The sequence below is a fragment of the Swaminathania salitolerans genome, assembly GCF_007988945.1.
Classification (GTDB): domain Bacteria; phylum Pseudomonadota; class Alphaproteobacteria; order Acetobacterales; family Acetobacteraceae; genus Swaminathania; species Swaminathania salitolerans.
In genome coordinates this window covers 808,627-835,071 of the sequence record NZ_BJVC01000001.1, presented here as the reverse complement: position 1 = coordinate 835,071, position 26,445 = coordinate 808,627, and the positions used below count along the sequence as shown (strand labels likewise).

At 62.9% G+C, this 26,445-nt stretch carries 21 protein-coding genes; 9 read left to right on the top strand and 12 right to left on the bottom strand.

What is annotated here, in order from left to right; translation table 11 throughout:
- Positions 1-64: 64 nt before the first annotated feature.
- Complete coding sequence (locus tag SSA02_RS03455; protein WP_147092481.1) at positions 65-2,062, bottom strand: polysaccharide biosynthesis protein; 1,998 nt, start codon at positions 2,060-2,062, stop codon at positions 65-67.
- 89 nt (positions 2,063-2,151) lie between these two features.
- Between SSA02_RS03455 and SSA02_RS03450 the strand changes: the two genes are divergently transcribed.
- Positions 2,152-3,150 carry an MraY family glycosyltransferase gene (locus SSA02_RS03450; protein ID WP_246103583.1) on the top strand — a complete coding sequence of 333 codons (999 nt, stop codon included), beginning with the start codon at positions 2,152-2,154 and terminating at the stop codon, positions 3,148-3,150.
- A 165-nt stretch (positions 3,151-3,315) separates the two neighbouring features.
- Here the strand turns inward: SSA02_RS03450 and SSA02_RS03445 are convergent, their stop codons facing one another.
- Positions 3,316-3,720: a MarR family transcriptional regulator gene (locus tag SSA02_RS03445; RefSeq protein ID WP_147092479.1), complete on the bottom strand. Its 405-nt coding sequence runs from the start codon at positions 3,718-3,720 to the stop codon at positions 3,316-3,318.
- Between the two features lie 309 nt (positions 3,721-4,029).
- The gene (locus SSA02_RS03440) at positions 4,030-5,454 is read right to left on the bottom strand and encodes a leucyl aminopeptidase family protein (protein ID WP_147092478.1); all 1,425 of its coding nucleotides are present in this window, start codon (positions 5,452-5,454) and stop codon (positions 4,030-4,032) included.
- A 95-nt stretch (positions 5,455-5,549) separates the two neighbouring features.
- On the opposite strand from SSA02_RS03440, the gene SSA02_RS03435 reads away from it, so the two are divergent.
- The 3 genes from SSA02_RS03435 (at position 5,550) to fdxA (ending at position 8,864) form a co-directional block, all read left to right on the top strand.
- On the top strand, positions 5,550-8,087 hold the full coding sequence (locus tag SSA02_RS03435; protein WP_246103582.1) for a helicase-related protein: 2,538 nt from the start codon (positions 5,550-5,552) through the stop codon (positions 8,085-8,087).
- Entirely contained in the window at positions 8,084-8,371 is a 288-nt protein-coding gene (locus tag SSA02_RS03430; RefSeq protein WP_147092477.1) for an RNA-binding S4 domain-containing protein, read from the top strand. Before SSA02_RS03435 ends, SSA02_RS03430 begins: the two co-directional genes overlap by 4 nt.
- 160 nt (positions 8,372-8,531) lie before the next feature.
- Positions 8,532-8,864 carry a ferredoxin FdxA gene (gene fdxA / locus SSA02_RS03425; RefSeq protein WP_147092476.1) on the top strand — a complete coding sequence of 111 codons (333 nt, stop codon included), beginning with the start codon at positions 8,532-8,534 and terminating at the stop codon, positions 8,862-8,864.
- Positions 8,865-8,986: 122 nt separating this feature from the next.
- Here the strand turns inward: fdxA and cyoD are convergent, their stop codons facing one another.
- The 5 genes from cyoD to SSA02_RS03400 form a co-directional block, all read right to left on the bottom strand.
- Positions 8,987-9,322, bottom strand: a complete 336-nt coding sequence (cyoD, locus tag SSA02_RS03420; RefSeq protein WP_147092475.1) for a cytochrome o ubiquinol oxidase subunit IV — start codon at positions 9,320-9,322, stop codon at positions 8,987-8,989.
- Positions 9,322-9,939: a cytochrome o ubiquinol oxidase subunit III gene (cyoC, locus tag SSA02_RS03415; protein ID WP_147092474.1), complete on the bottom strand. Its 618-nt coding sequence runs from the start codon at positions 9,937-9,939 to the stop codon at positions 9,322-9,324. Before cyoC ends, cyoD begins: the two co-directional genes overlap by 1 nt.
- Positions 9,940-9,941: 2 nt before the next feature.
- A complete protein-coding gene (gene cyoB, locus SSA02_RS03410; protein ID WP_147092473.1) occupies positions 9,942-11,930 on the bottom strand; it encodes a cytochrome o ubiquinol oxidase subunit I in 1,989 nt (662 codons plus the stop codon).
- Positions 11,931-11,936: 6 nt separating this feature from the next.
- Entirely contained in the window at positions 11,937-12,866 is a 930-nt protein-coding gene (gene cyoA / locus SSA02_RS03405) for a ubiquinol oxidase subunit II (protein ID WP_147092472.1), read from the bottom strand.
- Between the two features lie 594 nt (positions 12,867-13,460).
- A complete protein-coding gene (locus tag SSA02_RS03400) occupies positions 13,461-14,243 on the bottom strand; it encodes a Bax inhibitor-1/YccA family protein (protein ID WP_147092471.1) in 783 nt (260 codons plus the stop codon).
- Positions 14,244-14,510: 267 nt separating this feature from the next.
- Between SSA02_RS03400 and thpR the strand changes: the two genes are divergently transcribed.
- Both thpR and SSA02_RS03390 read left to right on the top strand, forming a co-directional pair.
- Entirely contained in the window at positions 14,511-15,107 is a 597-nt protein-coding gene (gene thpR, locus SSA02_RS03395; RefSeq protein WP_186807649.1) for an RNA 2',3'-cyclic phosphodiesterase, read from the top strand.
- On the top strand, positions 15,104-15,682 hold the full coding sequence (locus tag SSA02_RS03390; RefSeq protein WP_246103581.1) for a uracil-DNA glycosylase family protein: 579 nt from the start codon (positions 15,104-15,106) through the stop codon (positions 15,680-15,682). Before thpR ends, SSA02_RS03390 begins: the two co-directional genes overlap by 4 nt.
- A gap of 55 nt (positions 15,683-15,737) precedes the next feature.
- On the opposite strand, the gene SSA02_RS03385 is transcribed toward SSA02_RS03390, so the two are convergent.
- Genes SSA02_RS03385 through SSA02_RS03375 form a run of 3 tightly spaced genes read right to left on the bottom strand, consistent with a single transcriptional unit; the run spans position 15,738 to position 20,219 of the window.
- The gene (locus tag SSA02_RS03385) at positions 15,738-16,460 is read right to left on the bottom strand and encodes a MarC family protein (RefSeq protein WP_147092468.1); all 723 of its coding nucleotides are present in this window, start codon (positions 16,458-16,460) and stop codon (positions 15,738-15,740) included.
- Positions 16,460-18,553, bottom strand: a complete 2,094-nt coding sequence (locus SSA02_RS03380) for a lysylphosphatidylglycerol synthase domain-containing protein (RefSeq protein WP_147092467.1) — start codon at positions 18,551-18,553, stop codon at positions 16,460-16,462. The genes SSA02_RS03385 and SSA02_RS03380 overlap by 1 nt, the downstream gene beginning before the upstream one ends.
- Before the next feature lie 40 nt (positions 18,554-18,593).
- A complete protein-coding gene (locus SSA02_RS03375) occupies positions 18,594-20,219 on the bottom strand; it encodes a lysine--tRNA ligase (protein WP_147092466.1) in 1,626 nt (541 codons plus the stop codon).
- 95 nt (positions 20,220-20,314) lie between these two features.
- On the opposite strand from SSA02_RS03375, the gene SSA02_RS03370 reads away from it, so the two are divergent.
- Both SSA02_RS03370 and SSA02_RS03365 read left to right on the top strand, forming a co-directional pair.
- Positions 20,315-23,296, top strand: a complete 2,982-nt coding sequence (locus tag SSA02_RS03370; RefSeq protein ID WP_371859162.1) for an ATP-dependent DNA helicase — start codon at positions 20,315-20,317, stop codon at positions 23,294-23,296.
- On the top strand, positions 23,293-24,390 hold the full coding sequence (locus tag SSA02_RS03365; protein WP_147092465.1) for a glycosyltransferase family 32 protein: 1,098 nt from the start codon (positions 23,293-23,295) through the stop codon (positions 24,388-24,390). The genes SSA02_RS03370 and SSA02_RS03365 overlap by 4 nt, the downstream gene beginning before the upstream one ends.
- 106 nt (positions 24,391-24,496) lie before the next feature.
- Here the strand turns inward: SSA02_RS03365 and SSA02_RS03360 are convergent, their stop codons facing one another.
- Positions 24,497-25,258, bottom strand: coding sequence for an SDR family NAD(P)-dependent oxidoreductase (locus SSA02_RS03360; protein WP_147092464.1), 762 nt, complete (start codon positions 25,256-25,258; stop codon positions 24,497-24,499).
- Positions 25,259-25,364: 106 nt separating this feature from the next.
- On the opposite strand from SSA02_RS03360, the gene SSA02_RS03355 reads away from it, so the two are divergent.
- Positions 25,365-26,279 (top strand): LysR family transcriptional regulator, encoded by a 915-nt coding sequence (locus SSA02_RS03355; RefSeq protein WP_147092463.1) that lies wholly within the window; start codon positions 25,365-25,367, stop codon positions 26,277-26,279.
- Positions 26,280-26,445: the final 166 nt, after the last annotated feature.

Sequence of the window (26,445 nt, the reverse complement as noted above, 5' to 3'; positions counted from 1 at the left end):
ATGACGGTTCTGGCAATGACGATCCCGGGGATCGCTCTTTCGCGACAATCCCGCCCGTTCGGTCTCATGGCACAGGGTCCTGACCGGGCATGGACACCGCCTGCCCGGGTCGGCGTACCTCGCCGGAAGGGTTGTGCGCAAATTCGGGGACGAGGCTGCGTATCAGGGCCAGCGCCCGCCCCTCGTCGTCTTCCCGGCTCGCCAGTTCGATCTGCTGGAGAAGAACCGCCGCCGCGGAGAGATCGATCGCGCGCGGCGTTGCCATCTTGAGCCCGGGCGCGTCGGTCGGCACGGGGGCTTCGCGACCGTGAAAAAGCTCTTCGTAAAGCTTCTCGCCCGGACGCAACCCCGTAAACCGTATCGCGACATCCTCGTCCGGCTTGAGGCCCGCAAGCCGGATCATCTGTCGTGCGAGATCCAGGATACGAACGGGCTCACCCATATCGAGCACGAAAATGCCGCCTTGCTGAAGCCGGATATCGGTCTCGTCCCGCAGCTTGCGCGAGGCCGTGCCGCGGACGCTCGCCTGCAGGACAAGACCCACGGCTTCCGGGACGGTCATGAAATAGCGGGTCATGTCGGGATGGGTCACGGTCAGAGGTCCGCCCTGCTCGAGCTGACGGCGGAAGAGCGGTACGACCGAACCCGTCGAGCCGAGAACGTTTCCGAAACGCACGGTCACGCAGCGGAAGCGGGATCCGCGCGCTTCGGCCGCAACGGCCAGCGCCTGACAGTAGATTTCGGCGCAGCGCTTCGTGGCACCCATGATCGAGGACGGATTGACCGCCTTGTCGCTCGAGATGAGGACCATGGCCGACGCCGAATGCCGGATCGCCGCATCGGCGACGAGGCGGGTGCCGATGACATTCGTCAACACGCCCTCACATGCATTGGCCTCGACGATCGGCACGTGTTTGAGCGCCGCTGCATGAAACACGAGCGCAGGCTTGTAGCGTGAGAAGATCTCCTCCACGCGCCCGGCATCGCGAATGCTCGCGACGATCACCTCGCGCGGAACGCCCGGATACAGCTCCGAAAGCTCGAGATCGATCTGCCAGAGCGCAAACTCGCCATGATCGAGAAGCAACAACCGCTCCGGACCGAATTGCGCGACCTGACGCGCAAGCTCCGAGCCGATCGTCCCGCCCGCGCCGGTGACGAGAACGACCTGCCCCTGGATCAGCCGTGCCATTCCTTCCCGGTCGAGCGGCACTTCAGGTCGGTTGAGCAGATCCTCCAGAGCGATGGGGCGCATCTGGATCTGCTCGGCCGGGGTGAGATTCGTCAGAGAGGGCGCACGCTGGACCGCTATGCCATGACGCTGACCGGCATCGAGCACGGTCGATATCTGGGATCCGCGCCACTCGGGTTCCGTGATGATGATCTGGTCGGGCAATGTGCGCGCCTGCGCCATTCTGGCCAGAACGTCCGTTATATCCCCGGCGATACCCAGAATCGGCACGCCGTGCAGGCGCCGCCCCTGCTGGCCGGGAGAGCGCGTGACCAGCCCCTGAACGAGATACTGCCGATCGGAGGCGCGTTCGAGCCCGCGCAGGAACAGATCCGCGCTGAGATCGGAGCCGACGAGAAGCACGCGACTTTTCTGGCCCTGCACCTGTTGGCGCACCCCTGCCAGAAGACGCGTGAGCACCCGCCCCCCGCCGAGGCCGACCAGCAGGACCAGAGCGTGGATGAGCGGGAAAGTCGGGGAAGGCAGCGGAAAACCGGTAAGGATCAGCAGCCCCGAGAACAGGGCAGCACCCCCGACCGAGGCCGCTGCGATTCCCCTCAGATCGGCCACACCTGAGAAACGCCAGTATTGCTGGGGGATACGAAAAGGAAGCCCGCTCACCAGAAGGGTGATCGCGCCGCCCAGGACGAACCAGAGCGGATGGAGCAACCCGTCATGAGGGGCTGCGAGAAAGCGGGCCAGAGGCGCTGCGAGCGCCGAGATCAGCCCGTCGGCAAGGACATTGACGGCGATACGCCCTGTCGAGCGATGACGTGTTGCGACACTCGAGGAGGGACGCCGGGAGGACTGGGGATGTTGCTTCGCGTTCACCGGACACTTATAGCCCCCAAAGCCCTGTTTTCGCGATGGCCTGAAGCCGCACGCAGGATCAGGAACGCCAAAAAAATGCGGATATGTCGATGATACCCCTGATCCTGTCCTGCCTTGTCGCCTGTATTCTCAGTGCGGGGCTCGTGCGCCGCATGGTTTCGGTCGGGGTAATGGACGTTCCGGGGCACAGGAGCTCGCATGAGAGACCGACTCCGAAAGGCGGTGGAGTCGGGATCGTCACCGCCTTTCTGATCGCCCTCCCCCTCGATCATATCGGGCTCACGGGACATCTGCCCGGATGGTCCCTGCTGCTGCCCGAAATCGCCATCGCCGGACTGGCCTTCTTCTCCTGGCGCGACGACATCCACTCCTACCCTGCAATGGCGAAACTCGCAGTCCAGGGGGGAGCCGCAGCGCTCGTGGTGATCGTCACCCTCGCTTTCCCGGAGGGTCCAGCTGCGCTGCCCCTCTATCTCGCCTGCGCTCTCCCCGGATTTCTCTGGCTCGTTTACGTGACCAACGCGCTGAATTTCATCGACGGGCTCAACGGTCTGGCGTCGGGATCGATGGCGCTCTCCTCGCTCGGTCTGGCGCTGCTGTTCCACCTCGATGGGGAAACCCTCTTGCGGAATGCGGCTCTTCTGCTCGGCTGCGCGCTTCTCGCCTTCCTGCCCTTCAATTTCCCCCGCGCCCGCATATTCATGGGCGATGTGGGCAGTCAGGGCGCGGGTCTTGCCCTTTCATGGCTCGGTCTCGAAGCCATGCTTCGCAGCACCGCTCCATGGATGCCGCTCTTCCTCCTCGCCGGGATTCTGGGCGATGTGGCCTTCACGCTGGTTCGCCGCGGCTTTGCGGGGAACAGGCTCACCGAGGCGCATCGCGGCCATCTCTACCAGCTGGCCGTGCGCAGCGGCATTCCCGCTCCCGCCGTCACCCTGCTGCACTGGGGATTCGTTCTTTGGGGCGGAGCCATCGGTCTCGCGCCTCTGGACATGCCCGCGCGGCTCGCGCTGCTTCTGGCGCCCCAACTCGGCTGGGGTCTCTATGTCCTCGCCCGGGCACGCCGCCACATATCGGGGGCATGGTAGAAGCCCGGATCTCCCGAACAAAAAAAACCGCCTCCGATATACGATCGGGGCGGTTTTCCAATTGCCGATTCTGCATTTCCGAGGCCGGGATTACCGGATCCGGAAATCAGGGAACGAGGGAGCGGAGACGCCTGCGCCTCGCCCCGCCTTCACCGGGATGTATACTCAGCCAGCGACACGGCGGACGTTCATGCGCTCGACGGAGCCGCGGCTCGTCTTCGTCGTCGCCTTCACCGGGCCTGAGGCCTCGCTCATGAGCGAGCGCATCTCGCGCAGGAACGCGGAGCCCTTGAGCGTGCGCTGCACGAGGACCGAACGGCGATCCAGGGGATCGACCTTGCGGCGGGCCAGATCGAGTTCGCCGAGACGGTCGAGCGCGCGGGTGATGGCGGGCTTGGAGACATTCAGCTCCTGGGCGAGGCCGCGCACCGTATGGGCGCCATCCTGAAGATAACAGGTCAGGAAAACGCCGAGCTGACGCGCCGAGAGGTCGGGCCCGTCCTTGCGCACGAGGGAGACGATCGTGTCACGCAGAAGGTTGAGCATCTGGTCGTTCTGAGCCTGGGCCATGAAAATACTCCTAAATGCGTCGCACTAGGCGGCGGCTTGTGGTCTCACCCGTCGCCCAAGTAAGCCACCCCCTCACCGACCGGAAAACCGGATCGCTCTCGACCGGCCAGCGGTTGTTCGGGGGATGCCACGCCTTGGGTGCGTGTCCTGTCTACGCATGCTCTCAGGAAGGGCCCGGTTTACTTCCCGGTTATCGTTGCTGAGCCTTCGAGCAACCGTAAAACGATACGAGGTCATATAGGTTCGTTTCGGCAATCGGTTTAGTATCTTTTTGTTGAAGCTCAGCCTGGTAGATGGCGCGCGCCCTGCTCATTCATTAATCATACGTAATGTTGAGGCATGAAGCGCCCTGAGACCGAGCGTCTCTCCTCCCTCGGGTTTTCCAGTTCTCGCAGAGTCGTTCCAGGCATAGGTGTCGATATGTACCCAGCGGGTTCCAGCCGATACGAAGTGCTGCAGAAATAAAGCAGCAGTAATGGCCCCGGCCATCGGCTTGTCGGTGACATTGCCCAGACTGGCGGTTTTTCGGCGGAGCCATGCGTCGTAACCATGCCAGAGTGGCAATTGCCACATGGCATCTCCCACCGATTGCCCTGCCTCGAGCAGGGTCCGGCCGAAATTCTCGTCATTCGTGAACAGGGCCGGAAGATCCGGACCGAGGGCGACACGCGCCGCGCCGGTCAGAGTCGCTGCGTCCAGAAGCCAGGACGGCTTGCTCTCGCAGGCCTCGCTGAGCAGATCGCACAGGACGAGACGCCCTTCCGCATCGGTATTACCGACCTCGACGGTAAGCCCCGCACGGGTGGTGAGAATATCGCCCGGACGCATCGCATGGCCCGAGATGCTGTTTTCGACGCAGCCGAGCCGCAGCTCGAGACGGATGGGGAGATCCTGTTCGACGATCACGCAGGCAAGCGCCAGCATCAGGGCTGCGCCACCCATATCCTTCTTCATGCGCAACATGCCGGAAGCCGGTTTGATATCGTAGCCGCCGGTATCGAAGCACACGCCCTTGCCCACCAGCGACAGAAGCGGCGCATCCGCACCGGCGGTACTTCCCTTCCAGCACGCATGGAAGACCACGGGTGGGCGGTCGCTTCCTGCCCCGACAGCGGCAAGGCAGGGATAGGCGCGTGTCAGCGCCTCTCCCTCGATGACGGTGCAGGTGGCCCCTCTCCCTGCGAGAGCGTCCCGGGCCGAAGCCGCGAGCTCCGAAGGACCCAGGAGATTGGCGGGCATGTTCACGAGATCCCGACCGAGCCATGTCGCCCGGGCGAGAGCCAGAGCCGGCGCCGGAACAGGCCCGGGAGGGCAGACCAGTTTCGTCTCGAAGCTGCAATCCCTCCCGATCGCGAAGTCATAGGCCCCCATACAGAAGCCGAGGATGAGATCCTCTTGCAGGAAACCGCATCGCGTTTCGAGTTCGGCCCCGATCGACGGACGCCAGAGCCCGGCGGGCAGCCCGGTTGCGAGCGCGCCGAACTGTGCGGCATCGCGTAGGTCGGTCGCACAGACGAACACCGCATGGGCCACCCCGCGCGCACTTCCCGCCTCTCCCGGCACGAGATAGAGGCGACCCGGCTGCTCCCTGCCGTGAATTTCCCGCAGCGCCTCCGGACAGGCCCCGAGCAGATCATTGATGTTCGTCGCCTCGTCCACGATATGTACGGTCCGCGCCGTATCCGCTTCGGACGTTCCCTCGCTGACGAGACAGAGTTGTTCCGGATCACGCATTTCGGCCACTTTCACACCTGGATTCATGAGACCCCGAGCTGTGCCAGTCCGGGCCGCGTCTTGCAATTCCCGTCCCCTTGCGAAAGCATCAGGCCATGAAGCGCCCGCATCACTCAATGCCCCGCCGCGTTCGCGCCGTGCTCGGACCGACCAATACCGGCAAGACGCATTACGCCCTGGAACGCATGCTGGCCCATGCCTCCGGAATCATAGGTTTTCCCCTCAGGCTTCTCGCCCGGGAAAATTACGAACGTATGGTGCGGCTCAAGGGGGCGAGACATGTCGCCCTGATCACGGGGGAGGAAAAGATCGTCCCACCCGAGGCGAAATGGTTCTCCTGCACCACCGAGGCCATGCCTCTGGCGCGGCCGGTCGAGTTTCTGGCGGTCGACGAGATCCAGCTCAGCAGCGATCCGGATCGCGGCCATGTCTTCACCGATCGCCTGCTGAATGCACGCGGCGCGGTCGAGACGCTGTTTCTCGGGGCCGAGACGATCCGCCCCCTGCTCCAGCGTCTGGTTCCGGGGATCGAGATCGACATCCGCCCCCGTCTCTCGCATCTGGTCCATGACGGCCATATCAAGCTCTCGCGACTTCCGCCCCGCTCGGCCATCGTCGCCTTCTCGGCTGCGGAGGTCTATGCCATCGCCGAAGTCATCCGCAGGAGGCGGGGCGGCTGCGCCCTGATCATGGGGCAGCTCTCGCCACGCACGCGCAATGCCCAGGTCGAGCTCTACCAGAACAAGGATGTCGATTATCTTGTCGCGACCGATGCCATCGGCATGGGCCTCAACATGGACGTCAATCACGTCGCTTTGGCCTCTCTGACCAAATTCGACGGCGCGACGCTTCGTCCCCTCACCGCCCAGGAATGCGCACAGATCGCAGGCCGCGCCGGTCGCGGCATGAAGGATGGCTCCTTCGGCACCACTGGCGACTCCCGCCCCATGGGAGAGACCCTGGTGGAAGCCATCGAGGGGCATCGCTTCGATCCGGTGCAGCGGGTCAGCTGGCGGAACGCCGCACTCGATTTCTCGACACCCGGCGCGCTTCTCGCCAGTCTGAACATGCCCCCTCCGCAACGCGGCCTCGTCGCGGGCCGACCGGCTTCGGATATCCTCACGCTCGAAAGCCTTGCGGGCGAGCGCGACATTCTCGAGACCGCGCGCGGGGAGAAGGCGACGAGCCTGCTCTGGGACGTCTGCCAGATCCCTGATTTCCGCAAGCTCGGCGACGATTCGCACACGCGGCTTTGCCAGAAGCTCTATCTCCATCTGCAGCAGGACGGGGAAATACCGGGCCACTGGTTCGACTCCCATATCGCCGGGTTTTCCCGCCTCGAGGGCGATATCGACACACTCATGCACCGACTGACGGGGATACGCGTCTGCGCCTATGTCGCGGCCCGTTCCGAATGGAGTCGACGCGCCCGACACTGGCAGGAGCGCACCCGGGAAATCGAGGATCTTCTCTCGGATGTCCTGCATGAGCGCCTGACCGCCCGCTTCGTCGATCGACGTGCCACATCGCTCCTGCGTCGTCTCGACCAGGAGGGGTCGGGAGACCTCCTTTCGGCGGTCACGCAGAACGGGCAGGTCATCGTCGAGGGACACGCAGTCGGCACCATCGAGGGATTCACGCTCCGCCCCGATCGCGAGGAGGATCTCCCCGAGCGCAAACTGATGCTGCGGGCGGGGCGCCGGGCCTTGCTGCACGAGATTCCGCGCAGGGTGCGCGCCCTGGTCGACGCCGAGGACACGGCGTTCGGTCTTTCACCCGAAAGCGGTATGCTCAGCTGGAACGATGTCGAGATCGCCCGTCTGGCGCGTGGCAGCAGCCTGCTCGCTCCCGGGGTAACGATTCCCGGCGGCGAGTTCTCGGATTCCAGACAGCGCGATCAGGTCAGGGAGCGTCTCGTACGGTTCAGCCATGCCGAAATCAGACGCATTCTCGCACCGCTCTTTGCGCTCGATGCGGTTGCAGGGCCTTCGGCCGCGCTGCGCGGGGTGACGCATCGCCTTATCGAGAACGGAGGCGTCGCTCCGCTTTTGCCCGGCGAGCCCGATCTTCATCCCCATCAGGATCGCAGTCGCATGAAAAAACTCGGAATTCTGGTCGGCAGCCGGGCAGTCTTCATGCCGGCGCTGCTCAAACCGGCTCCCATGGCCCTGCGCGCCAGACTGATCGCCCTCTGGCTCCAGAAACCCGTTCCCGCATATGATGCGACGCGAACCACCCTGCCCGGCCTCGGTGACGCCATGCTGTCGGCTCTGGGCTGGGTGCCGGTCGGTGGAGTCAGGATGCGCCTCGACCGTTACGAACGTCTTCTCGAGACGGTGCGACATACGGTGCGTGGCGGACCGAGCCCCCTGCCGCGGGATCTGGCTTCGCGGTTCGGCATCAAGCCGTCTTTGCTCCTGCAGATCCTAAGCGACATGCCGGTCAGGACAAGACCTGCCGCCACACCGGCACCCGGGCAATACGGTCCCCCTGCCCCTTTCATGATTCTCGGATCGCTGCGCCATGGACGCGTCCGCCACGACAAGGGGAAGAGACCGCCACGCCCCCGCGAGCCGGACAGCCCCTTTGCAGTGCTCGCCGGACTGACGCGCAGATCGGGTGCCACCCGATGAGCGTCCCGGACTACCAGCGTCTGGATCTGTGGCTCTGGCATGCCCGCCTGTGCCGACAGAGACAGGAATGCGCGCGACTGATCGAGAAAGGACGTGTCCGCCTCAACCGGCAGGTCACGACCAAGCCGCACGCCAGGGTCCGGATCGGCGATGTCCTGGGCCTGCCGGGTCATCCGGGCCACGAGGTGCGGATATGGCGGGTTCTCGCCCTCGCCGAGCGTCGGGGAAATGCGCAAGAGGCCGCCCGGCTTTATGAAATTGTGCTTGAAAATGGGGCACACTAGGCCGGGATAACGCTGTCTGACGCAAACATATGCTTGCCAGACAAGGAAAGTTCCGCCTATCTGCGGCATCCCTCTTTAGGATACGCCCGCACGGGGTCTCTCTCAGCCCCGCGGGGGACGGTCCGGGCCTTCGGGCCCCAGCTTACGATCGGAGACACCAATGGCCTATGTGGTCACCGAAAACTGCATCCGCTGCAAATATACGGATTGTGTGGAGGTCTGCCCGGTCGATTGCTTCTATGCAGGCGAGAACTTCCTGGTGATCAAGCCCGACGAATGCATCGATTGCGGCGTCTGCGAACCGGAATGCCCTGCCGAAGCCATCGTGCCCGACAGCGACGACCGCGCGACCCCCTGGCTCGAAGTCAATCGCAAATACGCCGAACTCTGGCCGAACCTGACCCGCAAGATCGATGCGATGCCCGATGCGGATGAATGGAAGGACAAGCCGGGCAAGGAGGAGATGCTCTCTCCCGAGCCGCACAAGGACTGATGCGCTTCAGCTTCCTGCAGAACACGAAAAAGCCCGGAGGATGATCCCTCCGGGCTTTTTTTGTCCGGGGTTGTAACCGGAAAGGTCCGACCCCCGGGGGGATCGGACCGGCTGGGCAGAGCCTAGCGCGACATCATGTTCATGCTGACATCGTGGATGATGAAGACCGTTCCACCGACGATGATCAGGACGCAGATGACGGCAAAGGCGAATGCCGTGTTGTTCCAGGACTGGCTCGAGCTGCTGTTCATGTGCAGGAAGTAGACCAGATGCACGAAGATCTGGACCACAGCCAGGGCCGTTATGACACCGAAGGTCATGCCCGGGCTCATGAGGTGCATCTCGACGATTGCGAAAGCCGCAACCGTCAGGATGGCCGCAATCACGAAGCCGATGATGTACGAGGCGAAGCTGCCGTGAGACTCGCCTTCGTGTTGATGGGTCGATGCTTGGCTCATCAGATCACACTCAACAGATAAACGAAGGTGAACACGCAGATCCAGACGATATCCAGGAAGTGCCAGAAGAGGCTCAGGCACTGGAGCTTGTCCATATAGCGTGTGCTGAAGGCCTGCGAGCTGAAGCTCTGAACCATCAGAACGACAATCCAGATGAGACCGCAGGTCACGTGAAGCCCGTGCGTCGCAACCAGCGTGAAGAACGCCGAGAGGAACGCGGAGCGGTCGGGACCGGCCCCTTCATGGATGAGGTGAGCGAATTCGCGCACTTCGAGAACGAGGAACCCGAGCCCCAGCAGGAAGGTGACTGCGAGCCATGCGAGCATGGCCCCCTGCTTGCGTGCATAGGCCGAGAGCATCCCGAAGCCGAATGTGATCGAGCTGAGCAGGAGGAGGGCTGTTTCCAGCCCTACCCCGTTCAGTTCGAACAGCTCCTTGCCCGTCGGGCCTCCGGCGAACTGCGTACGCAGAACGGCGAAGGTCGCGAACAGCGTTCCGAAAAGAACGCAGTCCGTCATCAGATAGACCCAGAACCCGAACACATTATTCGTGTGATGGTGTTCGTGGTCGTCGATACCATGTGCCGTACCGTGCGGCGTTGCGGATATGTTTGCCATTTTTATTCTGCCGCCTGTGCTGTCAGCGAGCGGACATACTTGGCCTGGTCGCGTTCGATTTCGCTGACCGGGACGTAGTAATCCACATCATTGTTGAAGCTGCGCAGGATGACCGTAGCGAAGATGCCGATCAGGGCCAGCGCGGCGAGCCACCAGATGTACCAGATCGCCGAGAACCCGAGGACGAAGCTGAAGGCACCGACGAAGAAGCCGGCAGCCGTGTTCTTCGGCATGTGGATCGGGGTCAGGGTCTTGCCCTCATAGCTGCGACGGCCGATCTGCTTCTCGGTGTGGAACGTGTCCAGACCGTGAACATCCGGCACCACTGCGAAGTTATAGGCAGGCGGCGGGGAGGAGATGGACCATTCGAGCGTACGGGCATTCCACGGATCGCCCGTGAAATCGCGACTCTCGGGGAGATTGCGATCGCGGATCGAGACGTAGATCTGCATCAGCTGGCAGACGACACCGACAGCGATGACAGCGGCGCCGAAGCTCGCGATCAGCATCTGAACGTGCCAGTCGGCATTGTCGTAATGGTTCATACGACGGGTCATGCCCTCGAAGCCGGCGATATAGAGCGGCACGAATGCAAGATAGAAGCCGATGAACCAGCACCAGAAGGCGCGCTTGCCCCAGGATTCGTTCATCTTGAAGCCGAGCACCTTCGGCCACCAGAAGTTCAGCCCTGCGACATAGCCGAAATACACACCGCCGATGATGACGTTGTGGAAGTGGGCGATCAGGAACAGCGAGTTATGCAGCACGAAGTCGGCCGCAGGCATCGCCATCATGACGCCGGTCATGCCACCGATGGAGAAGGTGATCATGAAGCCGATGACCCAGTACATGATGCCGTTGAACTGGATACGGCCCTTGTACATGGTGAACAGCCAGTTGAAGATCTTCACGCCCGTGGGGACGGCGATGATCATCGTGGCAACACCGAAGAAGGCGTTGACGTTCGGGCCTGCGCCCATGGTGAAGAAATGGTGAGCCCAGACGATGAAGGACAGAACGCCGATCGCGAGCGTGGCGTAGACCATCACGCGATAGCCGAAGAGCGGCTTGCGCGAGAATGTCTGGGTGATTTCCGAGAACACGCCGAATGCGGGCAGAACCAGAATGTAGACTTCCGGGTGACCCCACGTCCAGATGAGCGAGAGATACAGCTGAACGCTGCCGCCGCCATAATTGGTGAAGAAGTGCATGCCCAGATAACGGTCGAGCGCGAGCTCGGCCAGGGTGACCGTCAGGACCGGGAAGACCGCCATGATCAGAACGACCGTGACGAAAGCCGTCCAGGTGAAAACGGGGAGCTGCATCCAGCCCATGCCCGGAGCGCGCATCTTCACGATGGTGACGAAGAAGTTCACGCCTGTCAGCAAGGTACCGACACCGGCAAGCTGCACGGCCCAGATGTAGTAATCCACACCGACGCCAGGGCTGAACTGCTGCTCGGACAGAGGCGGATAGACCAGCCAGCCGCACTGGGCGAATTCACCGATGAAGAGCGAGACGTTGATCAGAACCGCACTGATCGTGGTCATCCAGAAGCTCAGCGAGTTCAGGAACGGAAACGCCACGTCGCGTGCGCCGATCTGCAGCGGCACGATGACGTTGAGCAGACCCGTCATGAACGCCATGGCCATGAAGAAGATCATGATGGTGCCATGAGCGGAGAAGATCTGGTCGTAATGGTGCGGGGGCAGATAGCCCGGGTTGCCGGCATAGGCCAGAGCGAGCTGACTGCGCATCATGATCGCATCGGCAAAGCCGCGGAAGAGCATGACGAGCGCGAGCACGATATACATGATACCGAGACGCTTGTGATCGACCGAGGTCAGCCACTCGCGCCAGAGATAGCCCCATTTCCCGAAATAGGTGATGGCGCCGAGCACGGCGAGTGCGACGATGACCACGCCAGTGAACGTGCCGACAAGAATGGGCACATCCAGCGGGATCGCCGAAAGGGTTAACTTACCTAGCATGTGTCCCTATTCCTTCATCTGCATGTCGGACATGGCGGACTGCATGTGCAGGACCTGACCCGTCGATTTGTCGATGACCGTGCCGTTGTTGTACTTGGCGACGATACCGTCGAAGAGGTTAGGCTCGACATGCGCGAAATATCTGACGGGTGCAGCTTCCTGCGGTGCTGCCACCTGGGGATAATCGGCTGCGTCCAGCGTTTCCGGCGACGCCTTGACCTTGTCGACCCACTGATTGAAGTCGTCATCCGTCATCGCGAGCGTGCGGAACTTCATGTCGGAGAAACCGCGACCCGAATAATGGGCGGCCTCACCGCGATAATCGCCCGGCGCGCTGGCCAGCAGATGAAGCTGCGTCTGCATTCCGGCCATCGCATAGATCTGCGAACCGAGGCGCGGGATGAAGAAGGACGTCATCACCGAGTCGGACGTGATGCGGAAATTGATGGGGGTATCGACCGGCACGGCAAGCTGGTTGACGGTGGCGATGCCCTGATCCGGATAGATGAACAGCCACTTCCAGTCGAGTGCGACCACTTCGACGTTCAGGGGCTTGCGACCGGCGGCCTCTGCGCTGTGCAGCGGGCGGTACGGGTCGAGCGTGTAGCTCGTCCAGATTGCGATCGCACCGAGGATCACGATCACGACAGCCGGAACGCCCCAGACGAAGAACTCGATCTTCGTGGAGTGATCCCAGTTCGGCAGATATTCGGCCGAGCTGTTGGATTCGCGATATTTCCAGGCGAAAACCAGAGTCATGATGATGACCGGGATGACGATGCAGAGCATCACACCCAGTTCGATCAGGATGACATTGCGGTTTTCAAGTCCGACAGGGCCGCGCGGATCGAGCAGATCCACAGTACAGCCTGTCAGCAGAAGTGCCGGCGTGAGCGGCAGAAGCCGCCGCAATCTCGGCATGAGTCTATTTTTCATTGTTCGCCCCGCTCGTTGAACCGGTCGTCAGGCTTCGTGGCTGCGCCATGTGGCCGCACACTCCGACCCCGGTCTGGTCGATCATGGCGACAACACCTTCAGGGGATGTCATCCATCTCTCCTATCTCAGTTGATGGAACCGCCCGCTCCGCGCCATGACATTTCCGCACGAGAAACCTCGCACGAAGATGTAACGTTACGTTTGCCGTCAGCCCGGAGCCTCCGGCTGCGATCAGCGCCATCGTTGCCTCGCCTTTGCTTCGGCGACCGGATCGATCGCATGACCGACCGACCGCCTGCACGCCGGATATCGGTACCCGGCTCTGCCTTGTTGTTTCCGCCCGTTCGGATCGCAAAGCAAGCGTTCATCATGACTTTTCCAAGCCATGTTCACATTTTCACCACAAGTCTTCTCGCGCAGTTTCAGTGACTTAGCGGCTGGAAACCATTTTTTGCGCGGTTTCATTGCCTATTTTTTAGATTCGGTTCAGATAGAAATCGCAAGTTAACCAGACTGAAATAGTCTTGATAAACATAAAAAGGGGCGTGCTGTCCGCACACCCCTCGAAATAATAACCGCATTCTGTACTTGGTTTATCCGTTATTGTTATTCCGGACACCCATGAACTGCAGAAGAAAAGTAAAGAGATTGATGAAGTTGAGATAGAGCGAAAGCGCATCGTAAACACTGCGTTTCGCCATTTCCTCTGGCCCGACATAAGCCAGATAATACTGGTAAGTCGAACGGATACGCTGCGTATCGAACGCGGTCAGAAGCGTGAAGAGACCCACGCCGATCACGCTGACGATGAACCCCATCGCGGCGCTGTGCAGGAAGATGTTCACGACACTCGCGATCACGAGCCCGATCAGACCCATGAACAGGAACGAACCGAGCGAGCTCAGATCCTTCTTGGTGGTGTATCCCCAGAGCGACATCGCGCCGAAGGTTGCCGCGGTCACGAAAAAGGCCCGCGCGACCGATGTATGCGTATAGACGAGCAGGATATTCGACAGGCTTGCCCCCATGACGGCACAAAATCCCCAGAACAGGGCCTGTGCGGCCTGACGGGACAGTCGATTGACCCCGAAGGACATGACCATAACGAAGACGAGCGGCGCGAAGATCGTCAGCATCCCGAGCCCTGTCGGCCTGACCATGACGCCATTCGACGTATAGACCTGATGGTAGAATGCCTCGCCGAGCGGTGTTTCCGCGATCGCATAGGCGACCCCGCCGGTGACGAGAAGCCCGACCGTCATCCAGTTGAACACGCGAAGCATGTAGGCGCGCAACCCGGCATCGACCGTCTCGAAACTGGCGGTCCCTGCATTGCGAGAAGGATCGCTAGACCGAAATTTTGGAGCGAAAGCCATGACACCCTTTCCTGAAATCTGGCCCGATTGGCCTTTTGTTCTCTCAATGTGGCGCTTTTGAAATGAGGGTCAAGTCGAACCGGCGCGCCAGACATTGTACGATACGAACGCCGACGGGCCGAAACCCGCGCGCTCTCACGCGTTACTTTTCCCGTTATACCGTCAACACCTCCGATCATTCCACTTTTTTGATAAGACATGACCGGGCTATCCTCCCCGAGCCCCGTCTCCGGCACGGGGCCCCCACAGGACGCAGGATCCTTGCCGATGCGACTTTTTGCCGCGCTCGATCTCTCCGGCGAACACAGGCGCCTTCTCTCTTCCCTCCGCCGTCCCATCCCCGGCGTGACGTGGTATCCACCGGAAACCTATCATCTCACCCTCAGATTCATCGGCGATATCACCAGCAGACCGCTGCTGGAGGAAATCGATCATGCGCTCGCCTCTGTGGAGGGCGCAGCGTTCGCGATAGAACCAAGCGGCGTCGGGATATCGACACTCCCAGCAAGAGCGAGGCTCTGGGCGGGTGTCAGGCCGTCCGACGCGCTCGCGCGTCTCCAGTCGAGGATAGAGACAGCCCTCCGACGCGCCGGTTTGCCGGCAGAGAAAAAACGGTTCCAGCCCCATATCGCTCTTGCCGCCCTCGGGGGCGCGCCCGACGCGGAAACCATCCAGTGGATGCAGGGTCATAATCTCATGCGCGGCACCCCCGCCACGATCGGGCATTTCACATTGTTCCGCTCGCATCGCTCGCATGACGCGCCCGTTTACGAAAGCTGTGCCGAATATCCGTTTTCCGGCGGGATATCTGCGCCAGCCGGTATGTCCGTCATGCCCGGAGAACCCGGCGGATTTGCCTTTTGAACGAGACGCTCGAAGCCCTCGTCCAGCGCGTGAGACAATGCACGATCTGCGCGTCCGAGCTGCCCCTCGGCCCGCGCCCGCTCATTCACGTCTCCCCCCGTTCCCGTATCCTGATCGCGAGTCAGGCGCCCGGCCGGATCGCCCATGAGAGCGGCAAATCCTTCTACGATCCCTCCGGGCGTCGCCTGCGGGGCTGGATGGGATTGTCGGAAGATACGTTCTACGACACCGGCAAGGTCGCCATCCTGCCGATGGGCCTGTGCTATCCGGGTCGTCTTCCCAATGGCGGAGACAAGCCGCCCCGCCCCGAATGTGCGCCGGCCTGGCGTGACGAGATCCTCGCGCATCTGCGGGACCTGAGGCTGATTCTTCTGGTCGGGAGTTACAGCCAGGATTACACGCTCGGACGCGGGTCCGTCTCCGCCCGCGTCCGGGCATTCCGGGACTATCTGCCACGCTATTTTCCGCTTCCCCATCCTTCCTGGCGCACAGGTGTATGGGAGCGCAAATCGCCCTGGTTCCAGGAGGATGTCATCCCGGCCCTGAGGGACGAAATCCGCAAAGCCCTCGCCTGAACCCCTTTTCGGGCAGGTCCGGAAGTATCCCTCTGCCTCCTCGGCAGAATGCGCCTCAGGAAATCTCGTGGATATGGCGCATGACGGAAACGGCGAAGCCCTGCAGCCCGACGAAGAGAATCTGGATACCGATACACAGAAGAATGAGCGCCGCAAGCCGACTCACGATCCGCGCGCCGGTTCTGCCCAATGCGGTCACGATCCGGTCCGCATAGCTGTAAACGATGACGATCGTCATCGCGATACTCAGTGCCGCAAGCAGCAATCCCAGCTCGAAACTGCCCGGCGATGTCCCGAGCGTTCCGCCGGAGCTGAGCGCGATCGCAACAGCGATGCCGCCCGGGCCGACCGTGAAAGGCATGGTAAGGGGGAAAAAGGCCCGATCCGCCAGCTCCGAACGCGGCGATTCCCGCTTGTGGTCGAGCACCTGACGCTGTTTTCTGGCTTCGCTTTCTTCAGGCGCCAGAAGGAGGGACCAGGCCCAGGAAGCGACGACCAGCCCTCCCGAGACGCGCAAAGCGTCGATGGAAATCCCGAAGAAGCTCAGGATCCATCCCCCGAACCAGATGGAGACGATCAGGATCATGAACCCGTAAAGCCCGACATTGCGAGCGAGCACCAGAATATCCCGTCTCGGCGCATCCATCGTTGCCTGGGCGAAGATCAGCGAGGCACCGATGGGATTCAGGATCGAGAACAGGGCCGAATACGCCATCAGCCAGATGCCGACCACGTCCCTGAACACGACCGGATGAGCGAGAACCTGCGGAAGTTGCATCAGTGCGTCTGCCCGCTCCTCGCCTTGACCGCCAGAAAGCTCTGCGAATTCAGCATACGCTTCAACCGCCTGTGCTCACTGCCCAGAACGGCTCTGACGTCCTGAAGATCCTGGGCAAGACAACAGACGGCGCCGGTCTCGCCCGGACCGTTCGGACAAAGCGTCATGCCAATATCGTGATAGACGCCCAGAAGCGCCTGACCGACCCTGATGAAAACCGGATGACGTCCCTCCTCGAGGGCGAGATCGCGCAGGCGCCAGATCGCGGCGATGCAGTCGAGCTCCGCGCCCGCCGGGTCGCCAACGCCGATAATGAACTGACCCGTTCTGAAGAAGGGTATCCCTGCCCGACCGTTATCGTTGAGCAGAAGGCCGCTCGGCCGCCGCGGCCCGAGCTCGTCGAGCGCATGGGCCAGATTGCGGTAGAGGGTCTCGCTCTCGCCGTTCCATGGACGCACCAGAATATGGGAGCGCCTGAGCATCTGGACGATCGCTATGATACCGAAAAGCGCCGATATGCCCAGCGCCCAGCGCACGACCGAAGTATGGGCGTCGTATATCAGGGACCGCCACCATGCGTGACCGAGATGATGACGAAGGGCGAAAAGTCCGACACTGGCCAGACTGACGATCCAGAGAGAAACAGGAGCGACGAGCGTCGGACTCATCGGCTCCGAAAAGAGGCGTGCCTTGCGGTAATAGCAGGCCCGGAACGGCGCGATGAGAAACATCACGAACATGAGCCCGAGGGGAATGACCAGTGCTCCCTGACGCAGGAGGATCAGCGGGATCGCAAGACCGAGCAGCAGCAGGGCCGATCGCCATGCTGCGGTCACGCGCTGGGCCAGACCGGCGGCCACCCCGACGAGCATGACGCCTGTCAGGCACAGAAGAAACTCGGCCATCTGCAGCAGAAGATGCATGAAGGACGAACCGACCAGAGGGGCCGGAACCGCCACGGCATAGAACACCAGAAGAATGCCCGTGCCCGCGACGATCCCCGTGGCCACGGTCACCGAGAAATCGGCCTCGGATTCGCGCACCACCTGGCTTGGCCTGCGGGGAAGCGCGCCCGCAACGCCCGCGCCGCGCCGTCTGGCCCAGGCCGCGTCGCCGCGCAGGAACAATTCATGTGCGGCGAACATCGTTCCGGCAAGAACCAGCGGGATAATGTAATAGAAGAGCCGGAACGTGAGAATGACGCCGAGGATCTGCGGCGTCGGCATATAGGGGCCGAGTGCGAGAAGCATCGCGCCGTCGAAAACCCCGAGCCCTCCCGGAACGCTCGCCACGAGCCCGGCCGTATAGGCCGCGATATAGATCGCGAGAAACGCGTCGAATCCGATGGCGACAGTCGGAGGCAGGAGGACATAGGCGATCAGCGCAGTCGCGGCCATGTCGGCCGCACTGACGAAAACCTGGGCGATCGCCACGGGGAAGCGGGGTACCTCGAGCGTATAGCGCCAGATCCGCAACTGGCGGTACCGGATCGAAACGGCGAGATAGCCGAGCACGGCGAGCCAGGCCGCAGCGCCCCCGACCCTGAGAAGCACATGCGGGAGGTGATCGATCAGGGGGATATGCGCGGGTTCGAGCAGAAGCACGCCCCCTATGAGAGCAAGCGCGCCGAGCAGATAGGTGGTCGAGCAGAACGCGATGATCTGCGCGATTCCCCCGGCGGAAACGCCCCAGTTGCGATAGAGCCGGAACCGTACCGCCGCCCCCGATATCGCCGAACACCCCAGATTATGGGAGAGCACATAGGAGCAGAACGCAGCGAACGCGGTCCTCAGAAAGGACTGTTTCGCGCCGATATGCAGACAGGCGAGCCGATCGTAGAACGACAGGATGAAATAGGACAGGAAGGTGCAACCGGCCCCGGCAAGCAGCGCCTCGGGTGAGATCGCCCCGAGTGCATGACGGATCTCGGCCAGGGAGAGCGTCTTGAGCTCCTTCTGGATCACGAAGACCGCCGCAACCAGAAGAACCAGCCCGATCAGGGCCGGAACCCGCGAAGCAAGGCGCCTCCAGCGGCAGGGGGCGGCTTTCTCCCCTGCGTCACATCCGCTTTCCTGTCGTTCCAGAACGGTCATGGCGCCTCGATCCAGGTGCTGAACGTCTGCAACCGCACCGTCATGTCTGACGGTCGGCCGGGATGGCGTCGCGCGCAAGCGCGCCTTCGATCAGGGCGACCGTCTCGGGCAGCCCGAACAGCGACGCGAATATACCGAAACGCGGCCCCTCGGTCTGGCCGAGCAGCACTTCATAGAGGCAGCCGAACCAGGCACGCAGCGGCTGGATCTGATGCTTCTTGCCGATCTCGAACACGATATCCTGAACCTCCACCGGCGAGAGGGACGGATCGGCCTGCCTCAACGCATCCGCGAGATCCTGAAGGGCCACGCGCTCGGCATCGCTCGGCGCGCGGAAGGTTTTCGCCGGGCGCACGAACTCCTTGAAATAGACGAGCGCATGGCCGACCAGCCGATCCACGTAGGGATGGGTCTCGGGAGAGAGGGTCGGATCGTAGCGCCGCAGGAACTTCCAGAGCGTTTCGCTCGATTCCGCATTCGCCACCGATGCCAGATTGAGCAGCGCTGTGAAGGAAACGGGACTGGACAGTGCGGGATCGATCGCGCCCCCGTGAATGAACCAGGCGGGATTGGCCCGCAAGACGGTCTCGTCCGGGGTGGCGCCCGCCTTGTCCACATTGGCGAGATACTCGTCCATCGCCCGGGGGATCACATCGAAGAACAGCCGCTTCGCACGGGTCGGCTGGTTGAACATATACTGCGCAAGGCTCTCCGGCGGCGCATAATGCAGCCATTCCTCGATCGAGAGACCGTTTCCCTTCGACTTGCTGATCTTCTGGGCGTTCTGATCGAGGAACAGCTCATAGGTCAGTCCTGCGGGCGGGGCCTTGCCCAGAATGCGGCAGATCTTGCTCGAGAGCTTGACGCTGTCGATCAGATCCTTGCCCGACATCTCGTAATCGACCCCGAGCGCATACCAGCGCATCGCCCAGTCGGCCTTCCACTGCATCTTGGCATGGCCGCCCAGAACCGATGTCTCGTACAGCGTCCCGTCTTCAGGGTCTTTCCACTGGACCGTCGCCTCATCCGGGTTCACGCCGAGCACGGGCACCTGCATCACCTGGCCGGTGCGGGGGTGGATCGGCAGCACCGGCGAGTAGGTCGCACGGCGTTCGGCACCGAGCGTGGGCACGATCGTGGCGACGACCTCATCATGCACCTCGAGCATGCGACGCAGCGCGTCGTCGAACCGGCCGGAGGTATAGTAATCGGTCGCAGAAGCGAATTCGTACTCGAAGCCGAACCGGTCGAGAAATTCGCACAGCATCGCGTTGTTATGCGCGGAGAAACTCTCGAAACGGCCGAACGGATCCGGAATCCGGCTCAGGGGCAGGCCAAGATGTTGCGCGAGCATCTCCTGGTTCGGCACATTGCCGGGCACCTTGCGCAGCGCATCCATGTCGTCCGAGAACGCCAGAAGCCTGGTCTTGCGCCCTGTGAGCTTCTCATAGGCCAGACGTACCCAGGTCGTGCGCGCGACCTCGCCGAAGGTCCCGATATGAGGCAGGCCGGACGGACCGTATCCCGTCTCGAGAAGGGCCGGAGCATCGCCTCCGCGTTCTGCAACATGGGATGCGACTTTCCGCGCCTCCTCGAAAGGCCAGGCTTTCGGCAGATCGGAAGCGTCGGAGGGACGGGAGGCGGTATTGGGTAGGGTATCGGACATGATTGCACGAAAATTAGGAATAGTTCCCTTCCGGGTCAAGCAATCTGGTGTCTCCTCGCTGGCGGAGCGGCCCGGGCGCGGCTATCCTCGCCGCGATGTCCCCTCCCTTCCGCGCCCTGCCCCCCGAAGACCAGCGTCCCGAGGCTCCGCCGTCCCGCCCGGGGCGCATGATGCCGCAGGACGCCCCGGCTCTGCTCACGACACGCGCCGCGGCCTCGATCCTGACTCCTGACGGCGAGCTCGTTTCGGTGGTCGTGCGCGATGCGGGCGCCTTTCTTGCGACCCTTCCTCCTCCCCTTCTCGTGCACGGCCCTGCGACGCTGCGCCGTCTCGGCCTCGCGCCGGACGCCCAGCCCGTTCCGTGGTTCGATCTTCTCGAGCTCTTCCTGTTCGTCATGCCGACCAGGCCGGTCGTACCCACACCGCGGGGCATGGCCCTTGCGCTCGGGCTCTCGCCACCGGCCGTCATCGAGGCGGATTATCTCGTCCATCTTCTCGAAACCCTTCATCGCCAGCTGCAGGAGCGGGCCGCCCGCGCCGGGACGGGGGCCATGCTCGGTCTGCTGCCCCTGCTTTCGCGCGCGGGATGGGCCTGGGCACCCTTCGTCGAATCCGTGCTCGAGGCCGTTCCGAGCCGGAACAGGCATCCATATGAGGCGCTTCGGGTCTGGCGCCGCCTGCCGCGCTGGGAAGAAACCGCCCAGAGGCCGCCACCGGGTTCCCGCCCGGTCTCCCCGGCCGAGGCACGCACACGCCTTGCCGGCATTCTCGGCCAGGATGCGGAGATCCGCCCCGGTCAGGCAGATTACGCCTCTGCGGTGTCCCACGCCCTGGCACCGCGCGAGGGGGCCGGCATTCCCGAGATCGTGCTTGCGGAGGCCGGGACCGGCACGGGCAAGACCCTTGGCTATATCGCACCGGCCAGCCTCTGGGCCGAGCAGAATGACGGTCCTGTCTGGATCTCGACCTATACGCGCCATCTGCAACGCCAGATCGAACAGGAGCTTCACCGGCTTTATCCCGACGCCCGGGAAAGACGCGAGACCGTAGTGCTGAGAAAGGGACGGGAAAACTATCTCTGCCTTCTGAACATGGAAGATGCGGTCAACACGCTCGCCTCCCGCCCCAGCCCCTCGCCTTCGGCGCTGATCGGTCTGTCCATGCTGGCGCGCTGGGCGGAAGAGACGGAAGATGGCGATCTGATGGGGGGCGACCTCCCGGGATGGTTCGGCGATATCTTCGGGACGAGCATCGCCTATGGCATGGCCGACAGACGGGGCGAGTGCATTCATGGCGCCTGTCCCCATTATCAGAGCTGTTATGTCGAGCATTCGATCAGACGGGCGCGTCAGGCCCGTCTCGTCATCGCGAATCATGCGCTCGTTCTCTCGCAAGCCAGCTGGACCAGCCTCGGTCGCGACGAAATCCCCGAGGAGGAGCAGCTCCCCACCCGGTATTTCTTCGATGAGGGGCATCATCTGCCCGAAGCGGCGGATAGCGCCTTTTCCCTCTCGCTTTCCGGGCTCGAGGCGGCAGAGCTGCGTCGCTGGCTTCTCGGCGCCGAGGGGAGCCGCTCGCGCGCGCGGGGATTGCGACGACGGCTGGAAGATCTCGTGGCGACCATGCCGACACTGGAGGCGCCGCTCGATGCGATCCTGAACGCGGCGCATGCTCTGCCCGCCCCCGGCTGGCTGGGTCGTCTTCACGGAGGCGACGACGCGCCGCAGGCGAGCGTGCCGGACCTGATCGTCAATCCATCGGAATCCTTCTTTCTCGCGCTGCGAACGCATCTCGAGGCGCGCCGGACGACCCATGACCGGGGCACGGCCCGGATCGACCAGTCCGAATGCGATCTGCGTCCCGTAAGCGACGCCCTGATCGCGGCCACGCAGCCTTTCGACACGGCCCTGCGCCGTCTTCTCACACCGCTCGAAACCCTCGTCGAACGTCTCAAAGCCCTGCTGAGCGATCCGGACGATGCGCTGGAGGCGGCGCAACGCCTCCGGATCGAGGCCATGATACGGGCCCTCAGGCGTCGCGCGATCGTGCGCGTGCAGGGCTGGATCGCCATGCTCGACACGGTTCTCGATGACACGGAATCCGGCCAGGGCGATGCGTTCATCGATATCGTGCGGTCGGAATACGTTCCCGGACGCGCGGGAGAGACGGATGTAGGACTGCATCGTCACTGGCGCGATCCCACGATCCCGTTCGCATCCGTCATGCAGGGCCCTGCCCATGGGCTGCTGATCACCTCGGCCACCCTGCGCGACCAGACCCCGGCACCAGCACCGGGAGCGACACTGGGAGCGACACCCGGAGCGGGGAGCGAAAGCGGCGCGGAAGCGAGCTGGATCGCGGCCGAGACACGCCTCGGCACCCAGCATTTCATCAAGCCGCCTCTTCGCGCCTCGTTGCTCAGCCCGTTCGACTATGCCCGACAGACGCGCGCCCTCATCGTGACGGACGTTCCGCAAAACGACCCGGATGCGCTCGCATCCGCCTATCGTCTGCTGTTCATGGCCGCGCAAGGCGGTGCGCTCGGCCTGTTCACTGCGATCTCCCGCCTGCGCGCCGTGCATGAACGCATCGCCGCCCCTCTGGAAGAGGCCGGTATTCCGCTTTATGCCCAGCATGTGGACATGATGGATAACGCGTCTCTCGTGGATGTTTTCCGGACCGAGCTGCACTCATGCCTGCTCGGAACCGACGCCATGCGCGATGGCGTCGATGTGCCGGGTCAGGCCCTGCGTCTCGTGGTATTCGAACGCACACCATGGCCGAGGCCGGATATTCTTCACCGGGAACGCCGCCGCTCCCTCTCGCCGGACGATCCGCGCGATTATGACGACCGTCTCACCCGGATGAGGCTGCGTCAGGCATTTGGCCGCCTCGTGCGCAAGGCCGATGACCGGGGCGTCTTCGTCATTCTCGACCGGCGCATGCCCTCGCGCCTTCTCTCAGCCTTTCCCGATGGCGTAGCGGTCGAACGTGTCAGTCTCTCGGAAGCCGTGACCCGGATCGGGTCGTTTCTGGAAACACCCCCCTCCGACCCTGCCACGGGAGAAAGCGCATGACGGATACGGCCTTCGTCACGTTTTTCGGCGATGTCCTGTTCGATACGGGCAGCGCGATCGCCACGGAGATACTCGGCGAGACATCGTATCCCCTGCTCGGGCGCGACAGGATACGGGAAGGCAGCGCTCACGCGCCGCACGGCGTGGAGATAAGACGGTCGCACCCCCGGCTCTACGGGCTCTGGGGCGGCGAGATCCGGAACGGGCAGATTCGGGACGCGCATATGCAGGACGCGGCGGCACCCCGCGTGTTCCAGCCCGACGGCACTGTGTCCGGCGCAGGAGAACGGCAGAGCTGGAGCGAGCTCACCTGCCTCGCTCTGGCCCGTTTCCCCATCATCGCCCCCGCCAGCCCGGATAACGGTCCCATCCCCAGAACGCTGCATTTCATATGCAACGACCGCACCCGGCTCGATCCGGCGCTCATGGCCAATATCGAGACCAACGCCGCGCTAAACCCGGGCTGGACGATCCATCTCTGGGACGAAGCCGCGCGGTTCCAGTTCATCTCGGAGCATTATGGCTGGGAGATGCTCAAGATCTATCTCATGATCGGCGCGGAATATGGCGCGGCGAAAGCCGATTTCTTCCGCTATCTCCTGATCTATGCCGTGGGCGGGGTCTATCTGGACCTCAAATCGCGGACCGATCGCCCACTCGATACGATCATCCGGCCCGATGATACCTATCTGCTCTCGCAATGGAACATGTCGGGCTCGGGCCGTCATGCCGGATGGGGACTCGGCACGTCCATCGCCCATGTTCCGGGCGGCGAATATCAGCAATGGTTCCTCATCGCGCGCAAGGGCCATCCCTATCTGCGACGGGTCATCCAGCTCGTCACGACCAAGATCCTGTCCTACAGGCCCGAGGCCCATGGTGCCGGAGCGGTGACGACGTTCAACATCACGGGTCCTCATGCCTATACCAAGGCGATCCATCCCGTCCGGGAGCGTTTCGCCCATAGAGTATTCGATTCCGAGAGCGATGGCCTCGTCTATTCGGTACTGGACAATCACCGTGCCCGGAGCGGGAGCGATTATCGCAAGGCGACGACGCCTCTGGTCACGGGAAACGAGTCCTACCGGATCTGAGCAGCGCGTCCATGGGGGCTATATGCCCCCACCTGCGCAATGCTCAGCGCAGCGACCAGTGCGGCGACCAGTGCAGCGACCGGATCGGCGACCGCTGCGACACACGTCACAATGACTGGCCGCCCGAGACCTCGATACGCTGCGCGTTGATCCAGCGATTATCCTCCGAAAGCAGGGAGGCGATCATCGGACCGATATCGTCCGGAATGCCAACGCGACCGAGCGCCGTATTCTGTGCGATCTGGCGGTTGATCCCGGGATCGTCGCGCACGAGCCCTCCGGAGAAATCGGTCTGGATGGCACCGGGTGCCACGACATTGACCGCGATTCCGCGCGATCCGAGTTCCTTTGCCATATAGCGCGTCATGGTCTCGACCGCGCCCTTCATCGAGGCATAGACGATGCGCCCCGGAAAGCTGAAGCGCGTGAGACCGCTGCTGACATTGACGATGCGTCCCCCGTCGCGCAGCAGGGGCAGAAGGGACTGGGTCAGGAAGAACGGCCCTTTGAGATGCTCACGATACATGCGGTCGAACGCCTCCTCGGTCGTATCCGCAAGGCTACCATTATGTGCGCTTCCCGCATTGTTCACGAGATAATCCAGCCGGGAATCCCCCCAGGATCCGAGAACCTCCCGGACGCGCCCGACGAATTCGGGAAAACTCCCGGCTTGCGCCACATCGAGCTGCAGGGCCGCCGCATTCACTCCGGAGCGTGCGGCTGCGTCCCTGACCGCCTCGGCGGCGCGCCGATTGCCCTGATAGGTGAGGATGACGCTCACGCCTCTCCGGGCGAGCGCCTCGACCGTCGCGCGTCCGAGACCGCGACTGCCACCAGTTACCAGGGCGACGGGGCTTGTCTGTGTCATGACCGTTTCCTCCACTCATTGAGACGAGAGGGAAGAGACCACGATGATGCGCTTGCGATAAGCCGCAAAACCCTGTCATCATTGTTCTCCACCACGGAACAATGACATGGACAGACTGGCGAGCATCGCGCTTTTCCTGCGGATCGTCGAGCGCGGGAGCTTCACCGCAGCCGCCGCGTCATGCGGCGTCTCGCGCCCTGCAGCGACCGCCGCCATACAGGCGCTGGAGACACGGCTCGGAACGCGCCTTCTCCAGCGTTCCACGCGTCATGTCCGCCCCACGCAGGACGGGCAGCTCTATTACGATCGCTGCCTCTCCGCTCTGGGTGCGCTCGAGGAGGCCGACCGCGCGATCGGCAAGGCGCTGACCGGGACGATACGCCTCGATACGATCGGTCATCTGGCTCGCACGGTCATCCTCCCTGCCCTGCCCGGATTTCTTGCGCGTCATCCGGGCCTCGTCGTCCATCTCGGCGAGGGAGAACGCCTGATCGACCTGCTCCGCGAAGGCGTGGATTGCGTGATACGGGGCGGCCCTGTGCCCGATAGCGACATGATCGCCCGCCCCCTCGGGGTCTTGCCGGAAATCACGGTCGCAAGTCCGGACTATCTGGCGCGCTACGGCGTCCCTGCGACGCCGGACGATCTGGACGGACATGTCATGATCGGTTTCGCCTCGTCGCGGACGAAACAGATCCTCCCCCTCGAATTCACGAGAGCCGGAGATGTTCTGGAATATGCGCTCCCGGCCCGACTCGTCGTATCGGGCGCGGAATCCTGCGCCGCCGCCGCGCGGCTCGGCTTCGGGCTGGCCCAGGCGCCGCGCTACCGGTTCGAGGACGATATCGCCGCAGGTAGGCTCGTGGAAGTCCTGAGGGATTTTCCGCCCCTTCCCACGCCCCTGACGCTGCTCTATCCGAGCAACCGGCAGCTCGCGCCCCGTGTGCGGATCTTCATGGACTGGCTCATCGAAATTTTCGCTCCCCTGACCGAAGCAGGACGAGCGGACCCCGGCAGATAAACCCCGGAGGACAGAGTCCGTCACGAAAAGGGAGTGGCGCGATCTCCGTTCCTCCGTGCAAGGGCGTCGGAGGCACCGAGGGGAAAACCCTTCCGGCGACAGCGCATGAAAAAACCGCCCGGTCGCATGACCGGGCGGCTCTTCAGTAACCGGAAGGAACGGCTCT

What these genes read in the sequence shown, in the direction of transcription:
- fdxA (WP_147092476.1), top strand. Translation starts at nt 8,532, where the DNA reads ATGGCCTATGTGGTCACCGAAAACTGCATCCGCTGCAAATATACGGAT.
- SSA02_RS03360 (WP_147092464.1), bottom strand. Translation starts at nt 25,258, where the DNA reads ATGACACAGACAAGCCCCGTCGCCCTGGTAACTGGTGGCAGTCGCGGT.
- cyoC (WP_147092474.1), bottom strand. Translation starts at nt 9,939, where the DNA reads ATGGCAAACATATCCGCAACGCCGCACGGTACGGCACATGGTATCGAC.
- SSA02_RS03380 (WP_147092467.1), bottom strand. Translation starts at nt 18,553, where the DNA reads ATGACCGTTCTGGAACGACAGGAAAGCGGATGTGACGCAGGGGAGAAA.
- SSA02_RS03365 (WP_147092465.1), top strand. Translation starts at nt 23,293, where the DNA reads ATGACGGATACGGCCTTCGTCACGTTTTTCGGCGATGTCCTGTTCGAT.
- SSA02_RS03375 (WP_147092466.1), bottom strand. Translation starts at nt 20,219, where the DNA reads ATGTCCGATACCCTACCCAATACCGCCTCCCGTCCCTCCGACGCTTCC.
- SSA02_RS03385 (WP_147092468.1), bottom strand. Translation starts at nt 16,460, where the DNA reads ATGCAACTTCCGCAGGTTCTCGCTCATCCGGTCGTGTTCAGGGACGTG.
- SSA02_RS03440 (WP_147092478.1), bottom strand. Translation starts at nt 5,454, where the DNA reads ATGCGTGATCCGGAACAACTCTGTCTCGTCAGCGAGGGAACGTCCGAA.
- SSA02_RS03370 (WP_371859162.1), top strand. Translation starts at nt 20,315, where the DNA reads ATGTCCCCTCCCTTCCGCGCCCTGCCCCCCGAAGACCAGCGTCCCGAG.
- cyoB (WP_147092473.1), bottom strand. Translation starts at nt 11,930, where the DNA reads ATGCTAGGTAAGTTAACCCTTTCGGCGATCCCGCTGGATGTGCCCATT.
- SSA02_RS03445 (WP_147092479.1), bottom strand. Translation starts at nt 3,720, where the DNA reads ATGGCCCAGGCTCAGAACGACCAGATGCTCAACCTTCTGCGTGACACG.
- SSA02_RS03435 (WP_246103582.1), top strand. Translation starts at nt 5,550, where the DNA reads ATGAAGCGCCCGCATCACTCAATGCCCCGCCGCGTTCGCGCCGTGCTC.
- cyoD (WP_147092475.1), bottom strand. Translation starts at nt 9,322, where the DNA reads ATGAGCCAAGCATCGACCCATCAACACGAAGGCGAGTCTCACGGCAGC.
- SSA02_RS03430 (WP_147092477.1), top strand. Translation starts at nt 8,084, where the DNA reads ATGAGCGTCCCGGACTACCAGCGTCTGGATCTGTGGCTCTGGCATGCC.
- cyoA (WP_147092472.1), bottom strand. Translation starts at nt 12,866, where the DNA reads ATGAAAAATAGACTCATGCCGAGATTGCGGCGGCTTCTGCCGCTCACG.
- SSA02_RS03400 (WP_147092471.1), bottom strand. Translation starts at nt 14,243, where the DNA reads ATGGCTTTCGCTCCAAAATTTCGGTCTAGCGATCCTTCTCGCAATGCA.
- SSA02_RS03355 (WP_147092463.1), top strand. Translation starts at nt 25,365, where the DNA reads ATGGACAGACTGGCGAGCATCGCGCTTTTCCTGCGGATCGTCGAGCGC.
- thpR (WP_186807649.1), top strand. Translation starts at nt 14,511, where the DNA reads ATGCGACTTTTTGCCGCGCTCGATCTCTCCGGCGAACACAGGCGCCTT.
- SSA02_RS03450 (WP_246103583.1), top strand. Translation starts at nt 2,152, where the DNA reads ATGATACCCCTGATCCTGTCCTGCCTTGTCGCCTGTATTCTCAGTGCG.